Origin of the sequence: Dolichospermum sp. FACHB-1250 (assembly GCF_014696335.1) — a bacterium.
In the GTDB taxonomy this organism is placed as follows: domain Bacteria; phylum Cyanobacteriota; class Cyanobacteriia; order Cyanobacteriales; family Nostocaceae; genus Dolichospermum; species Dolichospermum planctonicum.
On the sequence record NZ_JACJPZ010000003.1, the window covers coordinates 1 to 20,370 of the forward strand.

General features: G+C 38.1%; 20 protein-coding genes and 3 pseudogenes. 6 read left to right on the forward strand and 17 right to left on the reverse strand.

The window, feature by feature from the left end; genetic code table 11:
- Positions 1-117: 117 nt before the first annotated feature.
- Positions 118-509, reverse strand: a pseudogene (locus tag H6F39_RS01445) (cyclase family protein); the annotation flags it as partial.
- Between the two features lie 105 nt (positions 510-614).
- On the opposite strand from H6F39_RS01445, the pseudogene H6F39_RS01450 reads away from it, so the two are divergent.
- A pseudogene (locus H6F39_RS01450) lies at positions 615-737 on the forward strand (cation:dicarboxylate symporter family transporter); the annotation flags it as partial.
- Positions 738-1,013: 276 nt separating this feature from the next.
- Here the strand turns inward: H6F39_RS01450 and H6F39_RS01455 are convergent.
- From H6F39_RS01455 to H6F39_RS01480, 6 genes and pseudogenes are all read right to left on the reverse strand, one after another.
- Complete coding sequence (locus tag H6F39_RS01455; RefSeq protein WP_190396070.1) at positions 1,014-1,604, reverse strand: hypothetical protein; 591 nt, start codon at positions 1,602-1,604, stop codon at positions 1,014-1,016.
- A gap of 113 nt (positions 1,605-1,717) precedes the next feature.
- Complete coding sequence (locus H6F39_RS01460; RefSeq protein ID WP_190396071.1) at positions 1,718-1,882, reverse strand: type II toxin-antitoxin system HicA family toxin; 165 nt, start codon at positions 1,880-1,882, stop codon at positions 1,718-1,720.
- Positions 1,879-2,124, reverse strand: a complete 246-nt coding sequence (locus H6F39_RS01465) for a type II toxin-antitoxin system HicB family antitoxin (protein ID WP_190396072.1) — start codon at positions 2,122-2,124, stop codon at positions 1,879-1,881. Before H6F39_RS01465 ends, H6F39_RS01460 begins: the two co-directional genes overlap by 4 nt.
- An 85-nt stretch (positions 2,125-2,209) precedes the next feature.
- Positions 2,210-3,229 carry an ABC transporter ATP-binding protein gene (locus tag H6F39_RS01470; protein WP_190396073.1) on the reverse strand — a complete coding sequence of 340 codons (1,020 nt, stop codon included), beginning with the start codon at positions 3,227-3,229 and terminating at the stop codon, positions 2,210-2,212.
- 110 nt (positions 3,230-3,339) lie between these two features.
- Positions 3,340-4,125, reverse strand: a pseudogene (locus H6F39_RS01475) (Uma2 family endonuclease).
- A gap of 130 nt (positions 4,126-4,255) precedes the next feature.
- A complete protein-coding gene (locus tag H6F39_RS01480; protein WP_190396074.1) occupies positions 4,256-5,449 on the reverse strand; it encodes a DNA cytosine methyltransferase in 1,194 nt (397 codons plus the stop codon).
- A 52-nt stretch (positions 5,450-5,501) separates the two neighbouring features.
- Between H6F39_RS01480 and H6F39_RS01485 the strand changes: the two genes are divergently transcribed.
- The 4 genes from H6F39_RS01485 (at position 5,502) to H6F39_RS01495 (ending at position 6,980) form a co-directional block, all read left to right on the forward strand.
- Entirely contained in the window at positions 5,502-5,873 is a 372-nt protein-coding gene (locus tag H6F39_RS01485; protein ID WP_347238689.1) for a zeta toxin family protein, read from the forward strand.
- 49 nt (positions 5,874-5,922) lie between these two features.
- Complete coding sequence (locus H6F39_RS21070) at positions 5,923-6,057, forward strand: hypothetical protein (protein WP_268904583.1); 135 nt, start codon at positions 5,923-5,925, stop codon at positions 6,055-6,057.
- A gap of 450 nt (positions 6,058-6,507) precedes the next feature.
- Entirely contained in the window at positions 6,508-6,711 is a 204-nt protein-coding gene (locus H6F39_RS01490; protein ID WP_190396075.1) for a hypothetical protein, read from the forward strand.
- Positions 6,708-6,980, forward strand: a complete 273-nt coding sequence (locus H6F39_RS01495; RefSeq protein WP_168696326.1) for a type II toxin-antitoxin system RelE/ParE family toxin — start codon at positions 6,708-6,710, stop codon at positions 6,978-6,980. The genes H6F39_RS01490 and H6F39_RS01495 overlap by 4 nt, the downstream gene beginning before the upstream one ends.
- A 91-nt stretch (positions 6,981-7,071) precedes the next feature.
- Here H6F39_RS01495 and H6F39_RS01500 read toward each other — a convergent pair whose 3' ends face one another.
- The 10 genes from H6F39_RS01500 to patD form a co-directional block, all read right to left on the reverse strand.
- Complete coding sequence (locus H6F39_RS01500; protein ID WP_190396076.1) at positions 7,072-7,674, reverse strand: heme-copper oxidase subunit III; 603 nt, start codon at positions 7,672-7,674, stop codon at positions 7,072-7,074.
- 172 nt (positions 7,675-7,846) lie between these two features.
- Entirely contained in the window at positions 7,847-9,502 is a 1,656-nt protein-coding gene (gene ctaD, locus H6F39_RS01505; protein ID WP_137906742.1) for a cytochrome c oxidase subunit I, read from the reverse strand.
- A gap of 81 nt (positions 9,503-9,583) precedes the next feature.
- On the reverse strand, positions 9,584-10,507 hold the full coding sequence (locus H6F39_RS01510; RefSeq protein ID WP_137906741.1) for a cytochrome c oxidase subunit II: 924 nt from the start codon (positions 10,505-10,507) through the stop codon (positions 9,584-9,586).
- 94 nt (positions 10,508-10,601) lie between these two features.
- Positions 10,602-11,210 (reverse strand): DUF2231 domain-containing protein, encoded by a 609-nt coding sequence (locus tag H6F39_RS01515; protein WP_137906740.1) that lies wholly within the window; start codon positions 11,208-11,210, stop codon positions 10,602-10,604.
- Entirely contained in the window at positions 11,207-11,707 is a 501-nt protein-coding gene (locus H6F39_RS01520; RefSeq protein ID WP_137906739.1) for a DUF2231 domain-containing protein, read from the reverse strand. The genes H6F39_RS01515 and H6F39_RS01520 overlap by 4 nt, the downstream gene beginning before the upstream one ends.
- Before the next feature lie 639 nt (positions 11,708-12,346).
- The gene (locus H6F39_RS01525; RefSeq protein WP_028088820.1) at positions 12,347-13,012 is read right to left on the reverse strand and encodes a nitroreductase family protein; all 666 of its coding nucleotides are present in this window, start codon (positions 13,010-13,012) and stop codon (positions 12,347-12,349) included.
- A gap of 174 nt (positions 13,013-13,186) precedes the next feature.
- The gene (gene trxA, locus H6F39_RS01530) at positions 13,187-13,522 is read right to left on the reverse strand and encodes a thioredoxin (protein WP_190396077.1); all 336 of its coding nucleotides are present in this window, start codon (positions 13,520-13,522) and stop codon (positions 13,187-13,189) included.
- A gap of 174 nt (positions 13,523-13,696) precedes the next feature.
- The gene (locus tag H6F39_RS01535) at positions 13,697-14,944 is read right to left on the reverse strand and encodes a hypothetical protein (RefSeq protein WP_190396078.1); all 1,248 of its coding nucleotides are present in this window, start codon (positions 14,942-14,944) and stop codon (positions 13,697-13,699) included.
- A gap of 317 nt (positions 14,945-15,261) precedes the next feature.
- Positions 15,262-17,145, reverse strand: coding sequence for a tetratricopeptide repeat protein (locus H6F39_RS01540; RefSeq protein ID WP_190396079.1), 1,884 nt, complete (start codon positions 17,143-17,145; stop codon positions 15,262-15,264).
- 114 nt (positions 17,146-17,259) lie between these two features.
- Entirely contained in the window at positions 17,260-17,616 is a 357-nt protein-coding gene (gene patD / locus H6F39_RS01545) for a heterocyst frequency control protein PatD (RefSeq protein WP_190396080.1), read from the reverse strand.
- A gap of 300 nt (positions 17,617-17,916) precedes the next feature.
- Between patD and H6F39_RS01550 the strand changes: the two genes are divergently transcribed.
- Positions 17,917-20,199 (forward strand): bifunctional (p)ppGpp synthetase/guanosine-3',5'-bis(diphosphate) 3'-pyrophosphohydrolase, encoded by a 2,283-nt coding sequence (locus H6F39_RS01550; RefSeq protein ID WP_190396081.1) that lies wholly within the window; start codon positions 17,917-17,919, stop codon positions 20,197-20,199.
- Positions 20,200-20,370 lie beyond the last annotated feature (171 nt).

The following is a 20,370-nucleotide window of genomic DNA, read 5'->3' on the forward strand; positions in this document are numbered from 1 at the left end:
GATTTACTGTTTCTCAAATGCCTTTTTTCACTTTATATGTTTGTTTTGATGCTCTCTTTAATTTTTTCTCTACGTAATTTACCTCTGTGACAGTTTGGGGTGCGGAATGTGGGTTAACCATTTTTCTTGCCAACCAGTATATAGTATTACTAAACTACCCACAGGAATTTCCCCAAACTCATTTTCCCAAGTTTGGATGTCACCAATTGTCAAAACATAATCGGAATTGACTGCGGCTTGTCTGCAAATATTAATAACTATAGCAGGTAATATTAATGATGCTGCTGGGTATTTGTCAACACTTGCACCATTACCATCAAAACTATTGGGGCATTAATATGAGTGGCGCTATGTTCTCCTAAAGAAAAGCGTCGCAGGTAATAACCATCGTTTTCAATTTCTGCAACACTGGTAAATTCTACCGGAGGATCACCTGTCCATTTGGGTATATCTGTATCAATTAGATGACTGAGATGGATAACACGAGAGTAATTTATATTACTTGATTGTCGGGGATTTTGGATAGTCACAGGATTTATTCGTAAGTTGAGGAAATTTTAACAAATAATTCCCAAAATACACACATTAATAGGATATCAGGTATTTGATTTTACCAATATATCGCTTTGTTGGTGACAGTAGACTGGTTTCTTGATCGTTGTCGCACTGCTATTAATGTGATGGGTGATATGACTGTTAGCTGTTTGCTGGATGGTAAGGAGCGACGGGTGGAGTAGCTAAACAATGTAGGGGCGACCCTTTTACAAAGACAAAGCGATCGCTTATTGAGAGAGAAAGGGCGATCGCTGATAATAAGCATCGTTTTATCTGTTGTAATTAGAGGCAGATATCTTGTAATACACAACGAAAAAATGTTTGTATTAGACAGCATTGTCGTTGGCACGCGATTAATGCGTCCAGTCGAATTTTTAATGGAAAAGGCATTAAAAGTTAGGAATTAAAGTAATACTCAAAAGGGTATGAATTCAGTTAGAGGATGATCCGATCACGTGCTAGTCTTTCGATACATTCATCAAATCTAAATCTGTGATTTCTATGCTGAATTTGTCAAACTTGAATTTTCCAAGCATTTTCCTGAATGGCACACCAATTTTTGTTAGATCGCAGTCTATTCCGCTTCCAGCCCATAGGATAGTCATATGTGGTTGAAAGTGTCTAGCTCCAAAAGCATTATGTTTGTGAGAGCTAGGTGATCTAGTCCCTAATACTCTTTTTGTTTCCAGTTTTGTTAATCTTTCTCTGAACCCCAGGATCACCTGTCGAGTTGCACTCTGCCTATGAATTCTAATTCCAACTTTGCGTCTTCCCGGATCAAGATAATCTCTTGGATTCTCACCACCTGGTGCCATTACCATAAATCGAGTCTCATTAGGGTCAAGAATAACTTCTACGTTTTCCAGGCAAGGCTTAAGATCAGGAAGCATCCTACGTGAATGGTAAACCGTAAGGTGCATATTTTTAACAACAAAACGTGGTTTTACTCCAATCTCTGAAGCAAAAAAATCTCGGATGCGGTCTCTATCTTCATGAGACAGCCAAAGGTGCGCCCAAACCTCGAATCTATGCTTACTATTACGACTCATTACTCGTTGCAAATTTATAATAAGGCTAGTTGTATTTATTATACAACGAACTCGTTGGGTATTTTGAGAATTGTGAATCAGTTCCATAAAAACAGGGCCAGTAATGCTCGATACTATCGTAATGTACCGATTTTTAGATCACGTCCACTCCAGTCAGGAATTACAGTTGCTTGCTGAGTCATTGGATTAAACCACTTTCTATGTGAACCTCCTCCACGTCTGGGAATTTCTTCACATCCTAGCCTAGATAATTTTTTAGCAACTTCTCTATAGTTCATCTGACTGATATAATTGTTTCTATCAAAGCTGGTGAATTTTGATCTACAGATTGTAGATTTTGAGAAAGTTCTTTACCTAAATCTTCATACATTTCTATAACAGATTCCAAGGCATCTTGAACATTAGCTAAAACCTCATCCATAGAATCCCCTTCAGTAATCAATTCTGGTAAGAGTGGAGAAGTTACAGTGAATCCTCCTTCTGGTTGAGGTGTAAGCAGTAGTGGGATTTTGTAAAACATATTCTGATGGGAAGGTGTGGGTTATTATATGATCATGGTGCGTTATGGATTTACTCCTCACGCACCCTACATAATACTATTTCCTCTATCTCATATTCTGCTTTTTCTCAGCTTTAGGATCACGATTAGCCACAGCAGCTAATTCCGCATCCATTAAGGTTTTTCCTGTTGCTGCTAGGTAAACATCATCTAAACTCGGACGAGATTGGGCGATACCAAAAATTGGTAAATTGGCATGATTTAACACCTGTTGAATCGTGATTAAAACGTCATTTTGCGGTGTAACTACCAAATTTAGGGAGTTACCCTGGGCGCTATTGATGATAATTTCTTGCACAAAAGGTAAAGCTGCTAACAGGTTTTTGGCGGTTTCGGCCTCTTCTGGAGGTGAAAATTCGCGGATTCTTAAAGTGATGCGATCGCCACCTACCTGATCTTTTAACTGAGAAGGTGTACCATTAGCAATAACCAAACCTCTATCAATAATTGCCACTCTATCAGCTAAAGCGTCAACCTCTTCTAAATAATGGCTGGTAATTACCACAGTAGTTCCCCCAGCCCGCAATTGACGCAAGAAATCCCAGACTACAACCCGGCTTTCAATATCTAACCCTACCGTTGGTTCATCTAATACTAAAACATCGGGTGCATGGAGTAAACCCGCAGCCAGATCTAATCGCTTGCGTAAACCACCGGAATAAGTGCCGGTTTTTTTATCTGCGTATTCTTGTAAACCCAGTAAATCGAGAATAGTGTTAATTCGCTCTTTGATCACTTTACCAGGAAGATGATAAAGGGCGGCTTGTAACTGTAGTAACTCCCGGCCAGTCAGGACTTTATCTAAAGCTACTTCCTGGGCTACATAACCCAGCCTTTGACGGGCTAATTTGGGGTGATCTAGTACCGAAATGCCTGAAACTTCAATTTTGCCCGTATCAGGGGTTGTTAGCGTACACAAAGCCCGGAGAGTGGTCGTTTTCCCCGCCCCGTTTGGTCCTAGCAGTCCAAATATTTCTCCTGGTTGCACTTGAAAAGAGACATCCTGGACTGCGACCACATTACCGTAGCTTTTTTTGAGATTTTCGATGAAAACGGCGGCAGCCATGACAGCTATAATCCTTAACTATACAATTCGCAACAATCTATTTTCTATTGTACAAGTTGAGCGATCAAAGATCCCCGACTTCTTAAAGAAGTCGGGGATGTCAATGGAAGTTAGTCGGAAATACCTGCATCTCGAAGGCGTTTTTCTAACTCTTCCAAGCGTTTTAAGGCAGTTTCTTTTGCAAGTCGTTCTTGATTCGCTTCTTGTTGGGCAGTTTCCTTAGCAAGTCGTTCTTGTTCCTTAGCAAGTCGTTCTTGCTGCACTAACTCAGAACCCCAAAGTAGCAAATTACCATCTTGATTCCACCAACGTAACCAGTAACCTTGACGGTTTTCGCGTTTTCCTGGCCAAACACCAATAAATAATTCCATTTCAGTTAACCAGTAACGGTTATTTTCATCTGGAGATTGTAATTTATAGTGTCCATTTTCATACAAGTGATATATTTCTAATTCACCGATATCTGGTTGAAAAATGATGTAGTTAGGAACTTGTAAAACTTGTTCATAATAAAACCATTTTCCGGGGGGATAAGTGTGTTTATTAGAATATTCACTACCATCGCTATCGGAAAGAAATTCTATGACCACCGCAGGAATTTGTCCCTGTTTATGGGGGGTGTAACTGCGTTGGATTTCTTCTCTAGACACTGTAATTTATGGCACGTAAGCCCAGTCAGGGGCTTTGATGACAAATTTACCATTTACCGTGGCACAGATGCCGTAATTGGTGGTAGCGATCGCTGTTTCTGGAAGTTTACCAGCCAGTTCTAGGCTTTCCGTGAGTGCTGCTGCTAGACTGGCTTGATTGACATTATCCACAGGTTCATCGTCTAAAACGAAGTCTTCGGGTAAGAGTTCCCAAGTGATTTTGGTGGTCGAAGCACTTACAACCATAGGAAACACAAATAAGGGATTAAATTCTAGTATAGCTTGTGATGGATATGACAATTATAAAATTCCTCCCATAGCTGGTAAAGAATTTTGGGATATGATTCATCTTGAATATGATCATGAATTTGCTGAGTTATTTGCAAAGTAAATTCTCTAGAGAAAATAGAGAGAGTTGTTCAGTAACTTCTTTCCCTTTTGGTTGATTTCCCTGCATTAAATAAATCAGATATTCACCCAGTTCTTTAGCAAGCAATACCGGAACTGCATTACCAATTTGTTTGTATTTAGAACTTATCGAACCATGAAAAATCCAATCATCAGGAAAAGTTTGAATTTTCGCAGACTCGCGCACAGTTAAAGGACGAAGTTCCACAGGGTGACACATATCTGTAGCTTTTTGTTGGGGACTGGTTGTGATTGTTGGTGAAGGTTTATCCCAAGATAATCTTCTGTAAAAACCAACTTTTCCCCCACCAGAATTATAAGCACCTCCCATTGCTTCCTTCTGTAATTCTTCTGGTAAATTTTTCCAATTTTGTCCTGCTGCTAATAATCTTAAAAACTTGAGCCGATTTTCTGAATAACTAATAAATTCTGGTTCAACATCTACAAAATCTGTTAACGCATCTTTTAAAGTTCTCCACTTTGGTAAAATTTTCCCATCTTTACTATATTTAGCTAGAGGAAATGTAGCAGTTTCACCATCTCTAGAACCAATAAAAAATACACGGGATCTATTTTGAGGAACACCATAATCTGCGGCTTCTAATAGGTTATAAACTACGTTATAGCCTAATTGCTTCATTTCTGCTAAAACAACTTTCAAAGCTGCACCATTTATTTCATCAAGTTCTAAAGCTGGGTAATCTTTTCCTCTTTGATTAATAGGACGATGACGCAAAGAAGCAGAAAGTAATCCTCTGACATTTTCCATTAAGAAAAATCGCGGCTGGACTTCTTTGACAATGCGAATAAAATCCATAAATAAACTCCCCCGTGGGTCCATAACTGAACCCCGTTTTCCTGCGGTGCTAAAAGGCTGACAAGGAGGACCACCGGTGACTAAATCTATTTCTCCTGGAAGTAAAGCACGACCTAAATTTAAAACTCTTCCTCCCTCTTCTAATAATTCTTGGGAAGTAACTTTTTCTAATTCTCTGGGAATAGCACTTTCTTGGAGATGAGGTTTATTAAGAGCAATTGTTTTGACAGCATCTTTATCTTTTTCAACTACACTAACAGTATGAAATCCTGCTTGTTCTAGTCCTAAATCTAAGCCATAAGCACCTGTGAATAAGGAAATGCAAATAGGTTGATTATTGATCATGTTGGTAATTTTTATTTTATCAATATTATAAATAGCATTTTTAGAGAATCTGGTGAATGATAAAGCTGACTTTGCTTTTGAAACAACTTTAGCTGCTCGTAATTTTGCGCGTTTTATTAGAGAATGTAAAAACCAAGATTATATAATAAATTTGATATACTTTTGGCTGGAAAGTCCAGAACTAGCAATAACGAGAGTCCGCAGACGGGTAGCAAGTGGAGGTCATAATATTCCCGAAGATATCATCCGCAGACGCTATGAACGAGGACGCAGAAATCTAACTGACCTTTATTTACCTTTGTGTAATACTTGGATAGTATATAATAACTCTGGGGATGAACCTCAATTACTTGCTGAAACAGGTATAAATCAGGAAGTGATAATTTATGAATACAGAATCTGGAATCAAATTAGAGCAAGATAATAAATCTCATATTCCCGTTACATAGTTACATCAAAAAATAGATGCTGGTGTGAAATTTGCTATTGCGAATGCTATAGAAAGACATCGCAGGTTAAGAGAATCTATTAGTATTTTGCGAGATGGTAAAGTTGTGACTTTGACAGCAGATGAAATACCACCTCGTGATATTCAGAATATTGTATAAGTACCTGTCAATAGGGTAATCTATAAAAATATCTACAAGGGGAGCATAACGGTAATGAACAATAAAACATCAAAACAGAGAGATTTTACTAAATGGCTTAGACAAATTAGAAAGCAGGCTTATGTTAAAGAGTGTTTTCATAAAGATATAGAACTCGTATTTGATTTTTGAAAAAATTAGGTATTGTAGGGTGCTTTACTACTGCATAAATTCTATCAATAAACAGATTTGTAATATCTGACGCACCCTAGGTATCTTTTTATAAATCAAATATTATTCCTATATACGAATACCTAATTTTTATAATTTTACTTTGTCAAATAAGCTCATGGTAGGCACTTTAGTTAAAGTACCCACTACGAACTAAAAATCAATTCTAGTATTTTCGATCCTGATAAAAATATGCTACATTAAATGTAAATAGTAAAATACTAATCCTATATAAACAAAATGCAAACTAATAAATATCCCTTTGCTCAAGAATTAATTACTGATATTGAAGGTAATATCAGAAAAGTAGTCATTGATTTTCAAGACTATTTACGGTTGATAGAAGCTATAGAAGATGAAGGACTTATTCTAGCCATGAAAGAAGTAGAAAATGAGACACCATTACATTTACATGAAGCTTTAGCGGAATTAGAAAAAGAGTGAATACCCAGTATCTACCAAGTTTTATTAAAGATTTGAAAGCACTCAAAAGTACACCTTACTATGAGTCTATTAAGAAATTTGCTTTTGAAGAAATAATCGAAATATCAAATTTTGCAGAAATCACAAATATCAAAAAACTTCAGGGATATGATAATGCTTATCGGATTCGTATAGGTGATTATCGTCTTGGTATTATTTTCGATGGTGAAACATTAATTTTTGAAAGAGTTTTACACCGAAAAGAAATTTATCGCTATTTCCCCAAATAGATAATTTCACAATAATCATACAAATACATGGATAAGGGTTTAGCAATGCTAAACCCCTACATACTTCATTGATTTTTTGCTACTAAAATACCTACTGCCAAACGTAGATAAGTATAAACAAAACAATCCAAATAACATCAACAAAGTGCCAAAACAAAGAAGTGGCATTTATCCCAAAATGGCCATTATCAAAATTACCAGGAATAAAAGAACGCAACAAGACAATTAACTGTAACAGAATACCCGTAAAAACGTGCAAACCGTGAAAACCAGTTAATAGATAAAACATTCCTCCAAACGTACCAGAAGTAAAACCAAACTCCAGTTGACTCCATTCCACAGCTTGACCATAGAGGAAATAACCACCCATAGCCATTGTCAAAAATAACAACAGCCGATAACTCGTTAAATCATGTCTTTCCAGAGCTTTTTCTGCAAAATAAATCACAAAACTACTAGCAACTAAAACAACAGTATTAATGCTAGGTTCTTTTATTTCCAAACCAGAAACACCAGCCGGCAACCAATTAACAGTAGAAGTTTTGTAGATAATATAGCCAGCAAAGAAACTCAAGAAAATGACGCTTTCAGATAACAGAAACACAATAAAACCAAACATTTTACTGCCTTCTTCATCATGTCCATGCTCATGACTAACATGATCTAAATCATCAGGAGAAACAGAAACATCCATTGTTAAAAAACTCCAAAAACAGGAAAATAGTAATTAGGAAAAAAGTAATGAGAAAAACTATAGCGATTCTAAATAAGACCTAAAAAACTCTCTTCCTCCGTGTTCTCTGTGCCTGGAGTGGTTCGTTAAAAAAATCCTGAACACACATCAAATAGAATCGCTATATTACCCATTACTCATGTTCAGCAGATGCAATTAAATCCTCAGACTTACCATAACCATAAGGTTCGCAAGTAATCACCGGAATTTCCTCAAAATTTTCAACAGGAGGAGGAGAAGAAACAGTCCATTCCAAACCAATAGCCCGCCAAGGATTAGCAGGAGCTTTTTCTCCGTCTATCCAAGAAATCAACATATTGAAAATGAAAGGAAGAGTAGACATTCCTAACAAAAAAGAACCCAAACTAGCAACAATATTCCAACCAATTAATTCAGGTGCATAAGAAGCAGCGCGGCGTAACATTCCTTGTAAACCTAATGGGTGCATAGGTAAGAAATTCAAATTTGTGCCGATAAATGCTAACCAAAAATGGATTTTTCCCCAACCTTCGTGGAACATTCTCCCCGTCATTTTAGGAAACCAATGATAGATAGCGGCATACATTCCCATAGTTACAGTTCCATAGAGAACATAATGGAAATGGCCGACAACAAAATAGGTATTATTAACATGAACATCTACAGGAACAGAAGAAAGCATAATTCCCGTAATGCCAGCAAACACAAACATTACCAAACCACCCAAAGCAAATAACATGGGTGTAGTCAGGCGAATTTTACCACCCCAAATAGTTGCCACCCAAGCAAATACCTTAATCCCTGTGGGAATAGATACAAACATGGTTGTCACCATGAAAAACAACCGTAGCCAAGCAGGAGTACCACTGACATACATATGGTGTACCCAAACAATGCCGCTAACTACAGCAATTAACATGGAAGAAATAGCAACGACTTTATAACCGAATAAAGGTTTGCGGGAATAAACCGGGAAGATTTCCGAGAAAATGCCGAAAATAGGCAAAATGATCACATAAACTGCGGGGTGAGAATAGAACCAGAAATAATGCTGGAACATCACCGGGTTTCCGCCTTTGGTGGGGTCGAAAAAAGCAGTTCCTACTGTAATATCAAGAAGTAACATTACAGCCCCTGCGGTTAAAGCTGGGAGTCCAAATAATTGGATAATTTGGGCGCTAAATACTGCCCAAACAAAGAGAGGCATTCTAAAATAACCCATTCCCGGCGATCGCATTTTCACAATAGTAGTGACAAAATTTACCGCACCCATAATGGAAGAGACACCGGAAATAGCCACCGCTAATAACCAGAGAACTTGACCGTTAATCAGGTTTCCCGTGGGGTTTTGGGTACTGACGGGGGGATATGCCCACCACCCAGATTGAGCCGGTCCACCGGGGACAAAGAAGCTGGCCATGAGGAGAATACCCACCACCGGCACCATCCAAAAAGCGACAGCGTTGAGGCGGGGGAAAGCCATATCTCGCGCCCCAATCATCAGGGGAACAAGGTAGTTAGCCATACCAACAAGGGAGGGGAATGTCCAGAGAAACAGCATCACTGTTCCGTGCATGGTAAACATTCCGTTGTATACTGTGCGGTCTATCAAATCAGCTTCCGGGGTGATCAGTTCTCCGCGCAAAATCATAGCGAAGATACCACCAACCAGGAAGAAAATAAAAGAGGTAACGAGGTATTGAATACCAATCACCTTATGGTCTGTACTAAAACTGAAGTAGGTTCTCCAGGTTTGGGGCGGTTCGTGGTGATGTGATTCACCAGTGATATCAATGGGGATGTTAGTCATTCGATTTTAGATTTTAGATTTTAGATTTTGGATTGCCAATTTTTAGATTTTTGATGACCAAATCTAAAAGCAAAAGGTTAGTTAACCAGAGAAATTGACCAAAGGGGGTGTAGCGGGTTTAACAGTTTTCCAACCGCTATTAATCCCATTTTCGAGTTTTTGAGCGTATTCAGAAGCCGCTTGGTTAGGTGCTGGAGTGAGTTCTTGACTTGCAGCTTTGCTTAACCACTGCTGATATTGACTAGGTGATTCCACAATTACTTTTGCCCGCATAGTAGCAAAATATGTACCGCTATATTGGGAATCAGTTAAATCATAAGCACCGGGGCGAATAGGAGTAAATTCAAAGTCCAGATCATGACCAGGAATAATGTCTTGTTTAAGACGGAAAGCAGGTATATAAAAGCCGTGAAGTACATCTTCCGAATGTAGATTAAGACGGACACGACTATCCTGGGGTAAATGCAATTCTGTACTGGTAACGTTCTGTTCTGGATAATGAAACACCCAAGCCCATTGTTTAGCAGATACATCAATATGTTCTACATCTTCGACTATGGCTGCTGGATCTTTATCTTCCACAACAGCAACGGACTCCATCTTCATGGGATTATGTAGATGTATCTGGTGAGATGGTCCCTGGATACCCATTTGTTCGTAAACTTGGTAACTATAACCAGCAATCCATAATACCAACATAATCGGGATTGCCGTCCAAACTACCTCCAAAGTTATATTACCTTCAATGTGGGGACCATCACTAAAATCCGTCGGTCTGGCACGATGAAAAGTGATGGAATAGAGAAGAGTAGCAGTTACTCCCAGGAAAATTAAAGCTCCTAATGTTACCAAAAAGCTAAATAAATCATCAATAAGATGAGATTCAGCAGCCCCTTGGGGAGGAAGCCAATAATAAGCCTGTTTACCAATCCATAGACTAGTAAAAGTTACGGCAACTGCCCCAGTAGCTAGGGTCAAAAAGTTGAGAATTTGCCGAATTTTCATAATAGTCAGTTGTCAGTTGTTAGTTGTCAGTTAGTTTTTAATGACCCATTACCCATTACCAATTACCCATTACCCATTACCAATTACCCATTACCTATTTACCCAATATTTGATTAATGTCTTGTCCGGCTCGCAGTAATTTATCGGCTGTGTTGTGAACACCAAAATCTGCTGCTAAGTGCGCTCCTAATGTGCCGTGAACATACATCAGCAACATAATAATTACACCGACAACGAGATAAGAAATTTGTACTTCTCGCTCTTCATATTTGCCGATAACATAACGTTGCCAACCTCGCCAAAAAGTCATACCAACAATCATTGCTAATAGCAATACACCACCGACACCATGCCACATCATTGTGGGCATTGCTAACATTCCCCAAGGACTTTTAATATCTGCTGGTGGGGCAGCCAATAACATTTCATAAAAACCCGCACCAACCGTAAAGAATGTAATTACAGCAGCGGCAAAAACGTTATACCAACCCACATCAAATAATTGAGAACGCTCAACTTTAATTCCCAAAAATCTGAATAGCCATTTTTCCACAGGGAAGAATACACCTAAAAGATCAAAAATGATGGCAATGATGAATAAACCTAATGTTAGATGTACTAAATTAGGATGAACAGGAATGGCATAAGGTAAACCATTTGCACCCATTTGATGACTAATTTGATCTAATAATTCTGAATTCATGGCAATATTCCATCCTTGACCGCGTCCACAACAGGTACAGTATGTAAGCCATACACCCATACAAGTTCATCACCAAGATACACTTGAAAACCGACAATTAATGTTAATAAAATGCCCACAGCTAGATAATGAAAAGGCAGTTTATTCGGGTTTTGACTCCGCAAAACATAACGCCAAGCTGTAATGGCCGTAATGATTCCAGAAAGTGACCAACCAATAAGAGTATGAACATTTAAAACTGATTTAGCCAGTTCATAAGGTTTAGCTAAACCCGCCTCAAATTGACCAAAAATAATCGCTACAAAAATCGCCACTGTAGCAATACACATATTCCACCAACTCACTTCAAACAAGCGAGTTCTACCAGTTAAATACCCAGCGACATCACAGAAAACAGAAAATAGAACCATCGCAATTACAAAGTGAACCACGATAGGATGTAAAGGATCTGGATATGGTAAATTATGCTCATTCAATGAAGTGAAAAAATCCAGCATTACAATCTCCTAGACTTATTTACTACTCTATCCAGCCAAACATAAATATGATAAATTTGCTGCGAGTTCAGTCATTTACTCCCCTGAAAAATAGGGAAAATATGTCAAACAACAGTAATTATGGATGTAGCTAAACTAAATCACTGTTAGAAATTGAACTTACTAAACCCAATATTTGGGTTAAGTAAATTTTTGTGAATTGTCAGAAAAACTAAAAGTAAAACTTCTAGAATTAATGAGAGAGCCAGCAACAGATTTTAGTCATTGCCGTATTACAATATTTTTAAATCAAAACCAACTATTTTTATGTTTATTGATGTACAATAAAAAATTATCACTTTGTAATTTAAACAACCGAAATATATAGTTTTTATAGTAAGTATAATTAAAACAAAGCTAGATAGAATAAGATTTTCAGAATAATTAACCGCAGATGAGGACAGATAAAGACAGATGAAGACAGATGAAGACAAATAATAAAGACAGATGAGGACAGATAATTAAGACAGATAAAGACAGATGAAGACAGATGAGGACAGATGAACTTCATGATGCTGTGCGCCCTCGCATCTTTGCGCGAAACTAAAAATATGGTTCATTTAGCCAAAAATTGTCCCAACCTAACCCCCAAATCCCTAATTAACCTTCATAGGGGTTGTCTAGCTTATCTACAGACACATTAACCGATAATGGTAAACGACCGGGATTTAAACGCGGTTCGGCCGCATAACCGACCGGTACTAAAACAGCAATGGCTATGTCTGGGTTATTCTCAGCACCAATTATAGCTTTGACCTGTTCTTCAATCCAACCATTCATAAAGCAGGTAGATAAACCCAGGCTTTCTGCTGCTAAGACTAAGTTTGTAGCAGCTATCATGGCATCTTTAATGGCGTATTCCCGGCGCTTGTCTCCTAACCCTGCTTGAAATTGGGGAATTGCATTTCTAAAATAATTCACAGTTCCCTCATTCCAGGCTCCTGTGGCTAACCCTTGTTCTAAAATCGGTGTTAAGTCCTTTTCTCCCGCAGCAGTGTCAGCAGCGAAAACAAAGGTAACGGGCGCTTGGATGATTTGCTTTTGATTCCAGGAAGCCGCGCATAATGCTTGTTTTTGCGTTTCCTCTTGAACTAATACTATTCTCCAAGATTGAACATTAAAACTACTGGGTGCGGCTACGGTTAATTCTACTAGTTGTTTGAGTAAGTCGGGGGAAATAGAATCTGGTTTGAAGGTTTTGATGGAACGGCGTTGTACTATGGCGCTAGGTACGTCTAATGCTTGGGTCTGGGTGCTGGAACTCACGGTATTCTCCTCTGTTTTGTCCTATTTAGGGTAACGCTTTTTTGTCCGCTGTTCAATTAACCTGTGGTTCGTTATTTGTTGATGGAATTACAGGGTATTTTTGATCACGCACAGACCCAGAGACGCGAGGAAGTAAATGGGGAGTTTTTATCTCTAATATCCCTGTTTTTTTAATTACTTTTCTCTGGTAATATACTTGTCTATGGTAGCAGCTAAAGTGGTTTTGGGAACAGCACCAACAACAGTATTAATTTGTCTTCCTCCTTTAAATACCATCAAGGTGGGAATGGTACGAATCCCGTAATGACTAGCAACTGTGGGATTTTGATCTGTATTGACTTTAACAACTTTCAATTGTCCTTCGTATTCTGTAGCTACTTCTTCGACTACAGGAGATAACATTTTACACGGACCACACCAGGGTGCCCAAAAGTCAACTAAAACGGGTGTTTCGTTTTCTAATACTTCTTGTTTAAATGTGGCTTCTGTTACATTCGTAATTGATGACATAAATCCTCTCTTTAGATTTAAGTTAGTAATTCGATAATATCTAATAAATAGGTGAGGAAATATGTCGCTAAGTTTAAATTTGCTAAGTTTAAATTTGCTAAGTTTTTTATTATCTCTGTAGGTTGGGTTGAACGACAGTTAAACCCAACATTGATGAATTATACTTTTTGATTTTTAATTCTGTTCTACGGGACTAGAATTTTGATCAGCGCCACAATGATAACAATAAGGTAATCCTCTATAGGTCAAATTATGGCAATTATGGCATTCAATATATTGATCATAACCACAGTGGGGACAGTAACTATCTCGTGGACGAATTTTTTTGGCACAGCGAATACACCTTGATTGTTGAATTCTTTTAGTGATCTGAATTTTGGTATTAAATACAACGGTTTGGAAAAATTTAATGATCCCAAAACCAAGTACAGGAATTACCAAAATATAAAGGTAACGCAGGAGGAAGATTAACCCTGCAAACAGACGATTAATGAGATTAGATAAATATTGAAATATGACACCAATTTGCAGAAATTCAAATATTTTTAGAACTAGAGGAATGAGAAATATAACTAGCAAATGCCAGCTTATGAGGCTTATTAATCCATATCCTTGGCGTTGACTCAAGTTATTAACCAATAATGCAATCAAAATCAAGGGCAGTAGGAAGATGGACTGAAATAGAAATTGAATGCTAGAATACCAAAATGATGCGTCTTGATGACCTTTTGCAACTTGGTTAAATTTAGTTTCGTCCTTGACAAAAGAGAGGAAATTAATACTCTCAGGTTTGTTCAGCAGTTGATTTTGTAGATTAGCAATTTCTTGTTTTAATACAGAAATATTGCGGTTGTTTTGCGTTAATTCCTGTTTAGCTTTTTCCGCTTTTACTTGATTAATAGAATTACCTGAAGGCTGACCAGCAATTTTTTCTAAAAGTGTGGAATCGTATTGTTCACGAATTGTATTATTGGCCTGTTGGAGTTGATTAATCTTATTTTGTTTCTGATTTATCGTTTTGAGAATTTTCTGATTTTCAGGATTGTTTAGTTGATCTTTAAATTCTCCATAATTTAAACATATTGGCGAAACTTTACCCAAATGTCTGTTTTCTGCATCTTGATATCTTTGTTGAATTGTTTGCTCATTGCTACCATAAGGTAATCCACTGATCAGAAATTGATAATCTTTATTTGTCCTAGTATCTGCTTTATAATCGTTCCATTCAGAATAGCATGGATAAGACTGAGACGGGCTAAGATACCATTGACTAATATCATTTAAACCCGTAAAGACATTAATTAAAATGAAAATATCAACTAAAATAATTACTATCAAACTCACTTTATTTAGTGGTTCGTTGTTTACTGTGCGAGAATTATTGAAAAATCCGCTTAAAAGAATACGTATTCTATTAAACATATAACTATCCTGTATCTATTTAAGTTGATGGACTATCAAGAAACACAGCCTGATCCTGGGTGTTACTGAAATTAATTTACCATTTTTCTATGACTTTAGTAGTTTTTTTTGTTAAGTTTTATATACTTATTAAGTAGTTAGTTTGTGAGTCAGTTAAATATTTTTGGCTCACGCAGAGGCGCAGAGGCGCGAAGGAAGAGAGAAGAAAATGAACCCAACTGATTTAGATCCCTGACTTCTTTGAATGATCTTCATTATTTACAAAAAATCTAATTCAGAAGTCGGGGATATTTCGTACCTGGCTTAACTTATATTCATTATTTGGTCATGTTTCTGATTTTCTCCATAGTATCTTGATAGTCTGTTTCTTTACCTTCTTTTTTATAGATATTTGCGGCTGTTTGGAAATCTTTAATTGCACCCTGCTTATCTCCTAATTCATTACGGACAACTCCCCGGTTGTAGTAGGCTTGGGCAAGGTTAGGATTAATCTTGATAGCTAGGTTGTAATCATCTATTGCTGCTTGCTTATCTCCTAAATCATCACGGACATTTCCCCGTCCGATGTAGGCTTCGGCATCGTTAGGATTAAACTTGATAGCTTGGGTGTAATCATCTATTGCTCCTTGCTTATCTCCTAATTGATTACGGACAATTCCCCGGTTGTAGTAGGCATCAGCATAGTTAGGATTAAACTTGATAGCTTGGTTGTAATCATCTATTGCTCCTGGCTTATCTCCTGATTCATTACGGACAACTCCCCGGTTGTAGTAGGCATTGGCATAGTTAGGATTAAACTTGATAGCTTGGGTGTAATCATCTATTGCTCCTGGCTTATCTCCTAATTGCTTACGGACAATTCCCCGGCCGTTGTAGGCATTGGCATAGTTAGGATTAATCTTGATAGCTAGGTTGTAATCTTCTATTGCTCCTTGCTTATCTCCTAAATCATTACGGACAATTCCCCGGTTGTAGTAGGCATTGGCATAGTTAGGATTAAACTTGATAGCTTGGGTGTAATCATCTATTGCTGCTTGCTTATCTCCTAAATCATCACGGACATTTCCCCGGTTGTAGTAGGCATCAGCATAGTTAGGATTAAACTTGATAGCTTGGTTGTAATCATCTATTGCTCCTGGCTTATCTCCTGATTCATTACGGACAACTCCCCGGTTGTAGTAGGCATTGGCATAGTTAGGATTAAACTTGATAGCTTGGGTGTAATCATCTATTGCTCCTGGCTTATCTCCTAATTGCTTACGGACAACTCCCCGGTTGTGGTAGGCCTTGGCATAGTTAGGATTAATCTTGATAGCTTGGGTGTAATCTTCTATTGCTCCTTGCTTATCTCCTAAATCATCACGGACATATCCCCGGCCGTAGTAGGCTTGGGCTAAGTTAGGATTAAACTTGATAGCTAGGTTGAAATCTTCTATTGCACCCTGCTTATCTCCTAAATAATAACGGGCTATTGCTCTGTCAAAATAAGCATCTTCATTATTTGGTTTCAGTTGCAATACTTGAGTATAATAACCAAAAGCATTTTGATAATCTTCTTTTTCAATACATTCATTACCCAGTCGCATATATTCGTCAGCTTCAGAAGATGTCAAACTTTCTAAATAGCTGCGTAAACCGCCAGCATAAAGCAATTCATCTATTCCCACCAAGGCTTTACCAGCAGTCGAGGTAATCATATTTGTTGGTAAAAATCCCGCCAAAATCAGATTGTATTCAGCCTGAGCTTCGCTAACTTCCTCTTGAATTAAAATACAAACTAGAACAGCATTTTTTTCAATTTCTTCTTGGCTAATTGACCATTGAATTTTATCAAAATTGCCATTCCGGGCTTTAACCTGAATACCAATTGATGAGTCAGAAGTTAAGGTAAAATCAACTTTTCCATCACCACCAACGCGCTTTTCATAGTCAACTTCTGTGACAAAATCAGCTAAACGGGATTTAACAACTTCCTCACCCAACTTCCCCTTCATATTGTTGATAAAGTAATTTTTGGGGTCGGTTGGTTTATATTTTTTCACCATTTCCCAGCAAAAATCCCGTAATTGGTCTAACCTTTGACCAGAAATGACAGTTAATTCACTATGCTGGCCTTTTTCGTCACAATGGAGTAATTTAGCAGATTTAAGTCTTTGAATAAAATCAGTTTGTTGTGCCTTGAGTGGTGTTGTCCAGTCCATATTGGTTTAAATTTGCTCTACTGTGACAAAGTATATAATTTCATTATTCCCCATCAAGAGCCAAAAATTCCATCTCTCAAACTCTTCCTTCGCGCCTCTGCGTGAGACAAATTCCTACTTTGATTCCTGTGATTTCGTAGGCTGGATAATAGCTTGACAATACCCAAGTAAAGTATTAATTCGTTCTTCAATGGCTTTCAATCTAGCCTGTAGCGTTGTTGAATGCCTTGCCCCTTGGAGAAACATTATATCCACTTCCAAGAGTCGCAACTGTTTACTTATTTCCGTTTTATAGGACAGTTGCTGGGAATTGTCATCAACTAAGGGAATAATTTGCTGTAAAAAAAATGTTTGTAAATGGGTGAAATTTAACCGTAATTGATGAGTATTGAGTTTATCGGCTGTTACATGAGTTCGTAACTCGTCTATAAATGTTGCCAATTCCTGATATTTATCACAATTTAAAGACATTTGTTGCCAGTTAGGATAATATTAATGTCAAGAAAATTTTCTCATACAACTCAACTTTCTTTTGTTTCTGCTGAAAATCACCAGCCTTGAATTTTACTTTTGGGGCTTGGTTTATCGTCAATAGGTTTTTCTGACCATATTTGCAAGCAACCTGTAATGGATGATAACTACAAACAATACAATTAGAACATTATCTTTCTCACCTTATCTCTAAGCCTCCAGGCAACAGCATCTATTTTATGGCGGTGCTGTCAATTTTAACTATCTTCCAACCTATCCACAAATTACCTTTTTGATTTTATGAGTAGTATAGCTATCAAACCTCCTACTGATGTCGTTCTCCCAGACTGGCTGAACAGATGTTTAATTGAACCTCCAGCACCCATACTGACGGAGGAAGAGGAGCGAACGTATAACGGTAACGCCCTTATTTGTCGAGCATTTCAGTTTGCTTATGAATTACATGGGGGTCAAACCCGAAAATCTGGAGAACCTTATATTGCTCACCCTGTGGCTGTGGCGGAAATACTCCGTGAATTAGGTGGTAGTCCTGTTATGATAGCAGCGGGCTTACTTCATGATGTAGTTGAAGATACAGAAGTTACAGGTGAAGACATAGAAGCACGCTTTGGATCAGAGGTGCGGCGATTGGTAGAAGGTGTTACTAAGCTGTCGAAAATTAATTTTACCAGCAAAACCGAAAGTCAAGCGGAAAATTTCCGGCGAATGTTTCTGGCTATGGCGCAAGATATTCGGGTAATTGTGGTCAAACTGGCGGACCGTTTGCATAATATGCGGACTCTTCAATATATGCCAGAATCTAGTCGTCAACGTAGCGCCCAGGAAACACGAGATATTTTCGCACCTTTGGCGAATCGTTTAGGAATTTGGCAAATTAAATGGGAATTAGAAGACCTAGCATTCAAATATTTAGAACCGGAGGCCTATCGAGAAACTCAGCAATGTGTGGCTGAAAAACGCACGGATAGGGAAGAAAAGTTACTTAAAGCTACGGAGACTCTGCGCCGTCGGTTACTGAAAGCGCGTATTAATTGTTTGGAAATTAGCGGTCGTCCTAAACACCTTTATAGCATTTATCAAAAAATGCGGCGGCAGCAAAAGGAATTTCATGAAATTTATGATTTGGCGGCGCTGCGAATTATTGTCCAAACTAATGAAGAATGTTATCGAGCTTTAGCGGTGGTTCATGATACTTTTCGTCCCATCCCTGGTAGATTTAAGGATTATATAGGTCTGCCTAAACCAAACAATTATCAATCTCTACATACTGGGGTAATTGGTTTGACAGGGCGACCCTTAGAAGTGCAAATTCGCACTCTGGAAATGCACCATATCGCGGAATACGGAATTGCTGCTCATTGGAAGTATAAAGAAACTGGTGGTTCTGAGAATACTAACTTAACAAGTTCTGATGAAAAATTTACTTGGTTACGCCAATTGCTAGATTGGCAAAGTGACTTAAAAGATGCTCAAGAATACTTAGATAGTGTGAAAGATAATCTCTTTGAAGATGGGGTTTATGTCTTCACTCCCAAGGGGGATGTTATTCCTTTAAGTCCTGGTTCTACCAGTATAGATTTTGCCTATCGCATTCATACAGAAGTCGGAAACCACTGTGCAGGGGCGCGGGTAAATGGGCGCATTGTTCCCTTATCAACGCGATTGCATAATGGTGATATTGTTGACATTATTACTCAAAAAAATTGTCATCCCAGTTTAGATTGGTTAAATTTTGTTGGTACTTCGGCTGCGAAGTATCGTATTAAACAATGGTATAAGCGATCGCGCCGAGAAGAAAATATCGCCAGGGGACGGGATTTATTAGAAAAGGAATTGGGGAAAACTGGTTTTGAGAACTTGCTCAAATCAGAGGCTATGCAGACTGTGGCGGAAAAGTGTAATTATCACAGTGTAGAAGATTTACTGGCTAGTTTAGGTTATGGGGAAGTTACTTTAAATTTAGTGCTGAACCGTTGGCGGGAAGTTGTTAAAGGTAAACAACCTGTTAGTGATATGATCCCATTTCTCGCCAAGGAATCAACAGCAAAAACTTCGCGCCAGGAAAAAACGGATTCATTATCTACATACCGTGCTAGTGATTCCCCTATTCTTGGGGTGGAGGGTTTAGTTTATCATATTGCTGGTTGTTGTACTCCCATTCCTGGGGAACCAATTGTGGGGGCTGTGACTAGGGGAAGAGGAATTTCTATACACCGCCAAGGCTGTCATAATCTAGGTCATGTTGAGTGTGAACGTTTAGTACCAGTGCGTTGGAACTCAGTTACAGAAAATCAAAGCCGTCCTTATACATATCCTATTAATATGCAAATTGAGGCATTAGATAGAGTGGGAGTATTAAAAGATGTACTATCTCGATTAAGCGACCAGGGTATCAATGTCCGTCACGCTCAAGTTAAAACTTCTTTGGGAGAACCAGCTTTAATTGATTTAGGAATTGATGTGCGCGATTGTCCTCAGTTGGAACGTTTATTTGTTCAACTTAAAAAAATGAGTGACATTATTAATATACGTCGTGTCTGTGAGGCTGACGACTGTGGATGAATTAAAAATTAATAAAGGGTATTGGGCGAATAGAATTCGCTACTACACAAGCAAAGTCCACCTCCGTGGACTAATTAGGGCTTAATGAGACTAAGTAGGTGAACGGAAAAAACCGACATAAGTAACGAAAAGTAAAGTTGCTCAAAACCTCTTCCCTCTTCCCTCTTACCT

Bases quoted from the DNA above. Each gene is read 5' to 3' on its own strand.
- H6F39_RS01455 (WP_190396070.1), bottom strand. From the start codon at position 1,604: ATGAGTCGTAATAGTAAGCATAGATTCGAGGTTTGGGCGCACCTTTGG.
- H6F39_RS01460 (WP_190396071.1), bottom strand. From the start codon at position 1,882: ATGAACTATAGAGAAGTTGCTAAAAAATTATCTAGGCTAGGATGTGAA.
- H6F39_RS01465 (WP_190396072.1), bottom strand. From the start codon at position 2,124: ATGTTTTACAAAATCCCACTACTGCTTACACCTCAACCAGAAGGAGGA.
- H6F39_RS01470 (WP_190396073.1), bottom strand. From the start codon at position 3,229: ATGGCTGCCGCCGTTTTCATCGAAAATCTCAAAAAAAGCTACGGTAAT.
- H6F39_RS01480 (WP_190396074.1), bottom strand. From the start codon at position 5,449: ATGATCAATAATCAACCTATTTGCATTTCCTTATTCACAGGTGCTTAT.
- H6F39_RS01490 (WP_190396075.1), top strand. From the start codon at position 6,508: ATGCAAACTAATAAATATCCCTTTGCTCAAGAATTAATTACTGATATT.
- H6F39_RS01500 (WP_190396076.1), bottom strand. From the start codon at position 7,674: ATGGATGTTTCTGTTTCTCCTGATGATTTAGATCATGTTAGTCATGAG.
- ctaD (WP_137906742.1), bottom strand. From the start codon at position 9,502: ATGACTAACATCCCCATTGATATCACTGGTGAATCACATCACCACGAA.
- H6F39_RS01510 (WP_137906741.1), bottom strand. From the start codon at position 10,507: ATGAAAATTCGGCAAATTCTCAACTTTTTGACCCTAGCTACTGGGGCA.
- H6F39_RS01515 (WP_137906740.1), bottom strand. From the start codon at position 11,210: ATGAATTCAGAATTATTAGATCAAATTAGTCATCAAATGGGTGCAAAT.
- H6F39_RS01520 (WP_137906739.1), bottom strand. From the start codon at position 11,707: ATGCTGGATTTTTTCACTTCATTGAATGAGCATAATTTACCATATCCA.
- trxA (WP_190396077.1), bottom strand. From the start codon at position 13,522: ATGTCATCAATTACGAATGTAACAGAAGCCACATTTAAACAAGAAGTA.
- H6F39_RS01535 (WP_190396078.1), bottom strand. From the start codon at position 14,944: ATGTTTAATAGAATACGTATTCTTTTAAGCGGATTTTTCAATAATTCT.
- H6F39_RS01540 (WP_190396079.1), bottom strand. From the start codon at position 17,145: ATGGACTGGACAACACCACTCAAGGCACAACAAACTGATTTTATTCAA.
- patD (WP_190396080.1), bottom strand. From the start codon at position 17,616: ATGTCTTTAAATTGTGATAAATATCAGGAATTGGCAACATTTATAGAC.
- H6F39_RS01550 (WP_190396081.1), top strand. From the start codon at position 17,917: ATGAGTAGTATAGCTATCAAACCTCCTACTGATGTCGTTCTCCCAGAC.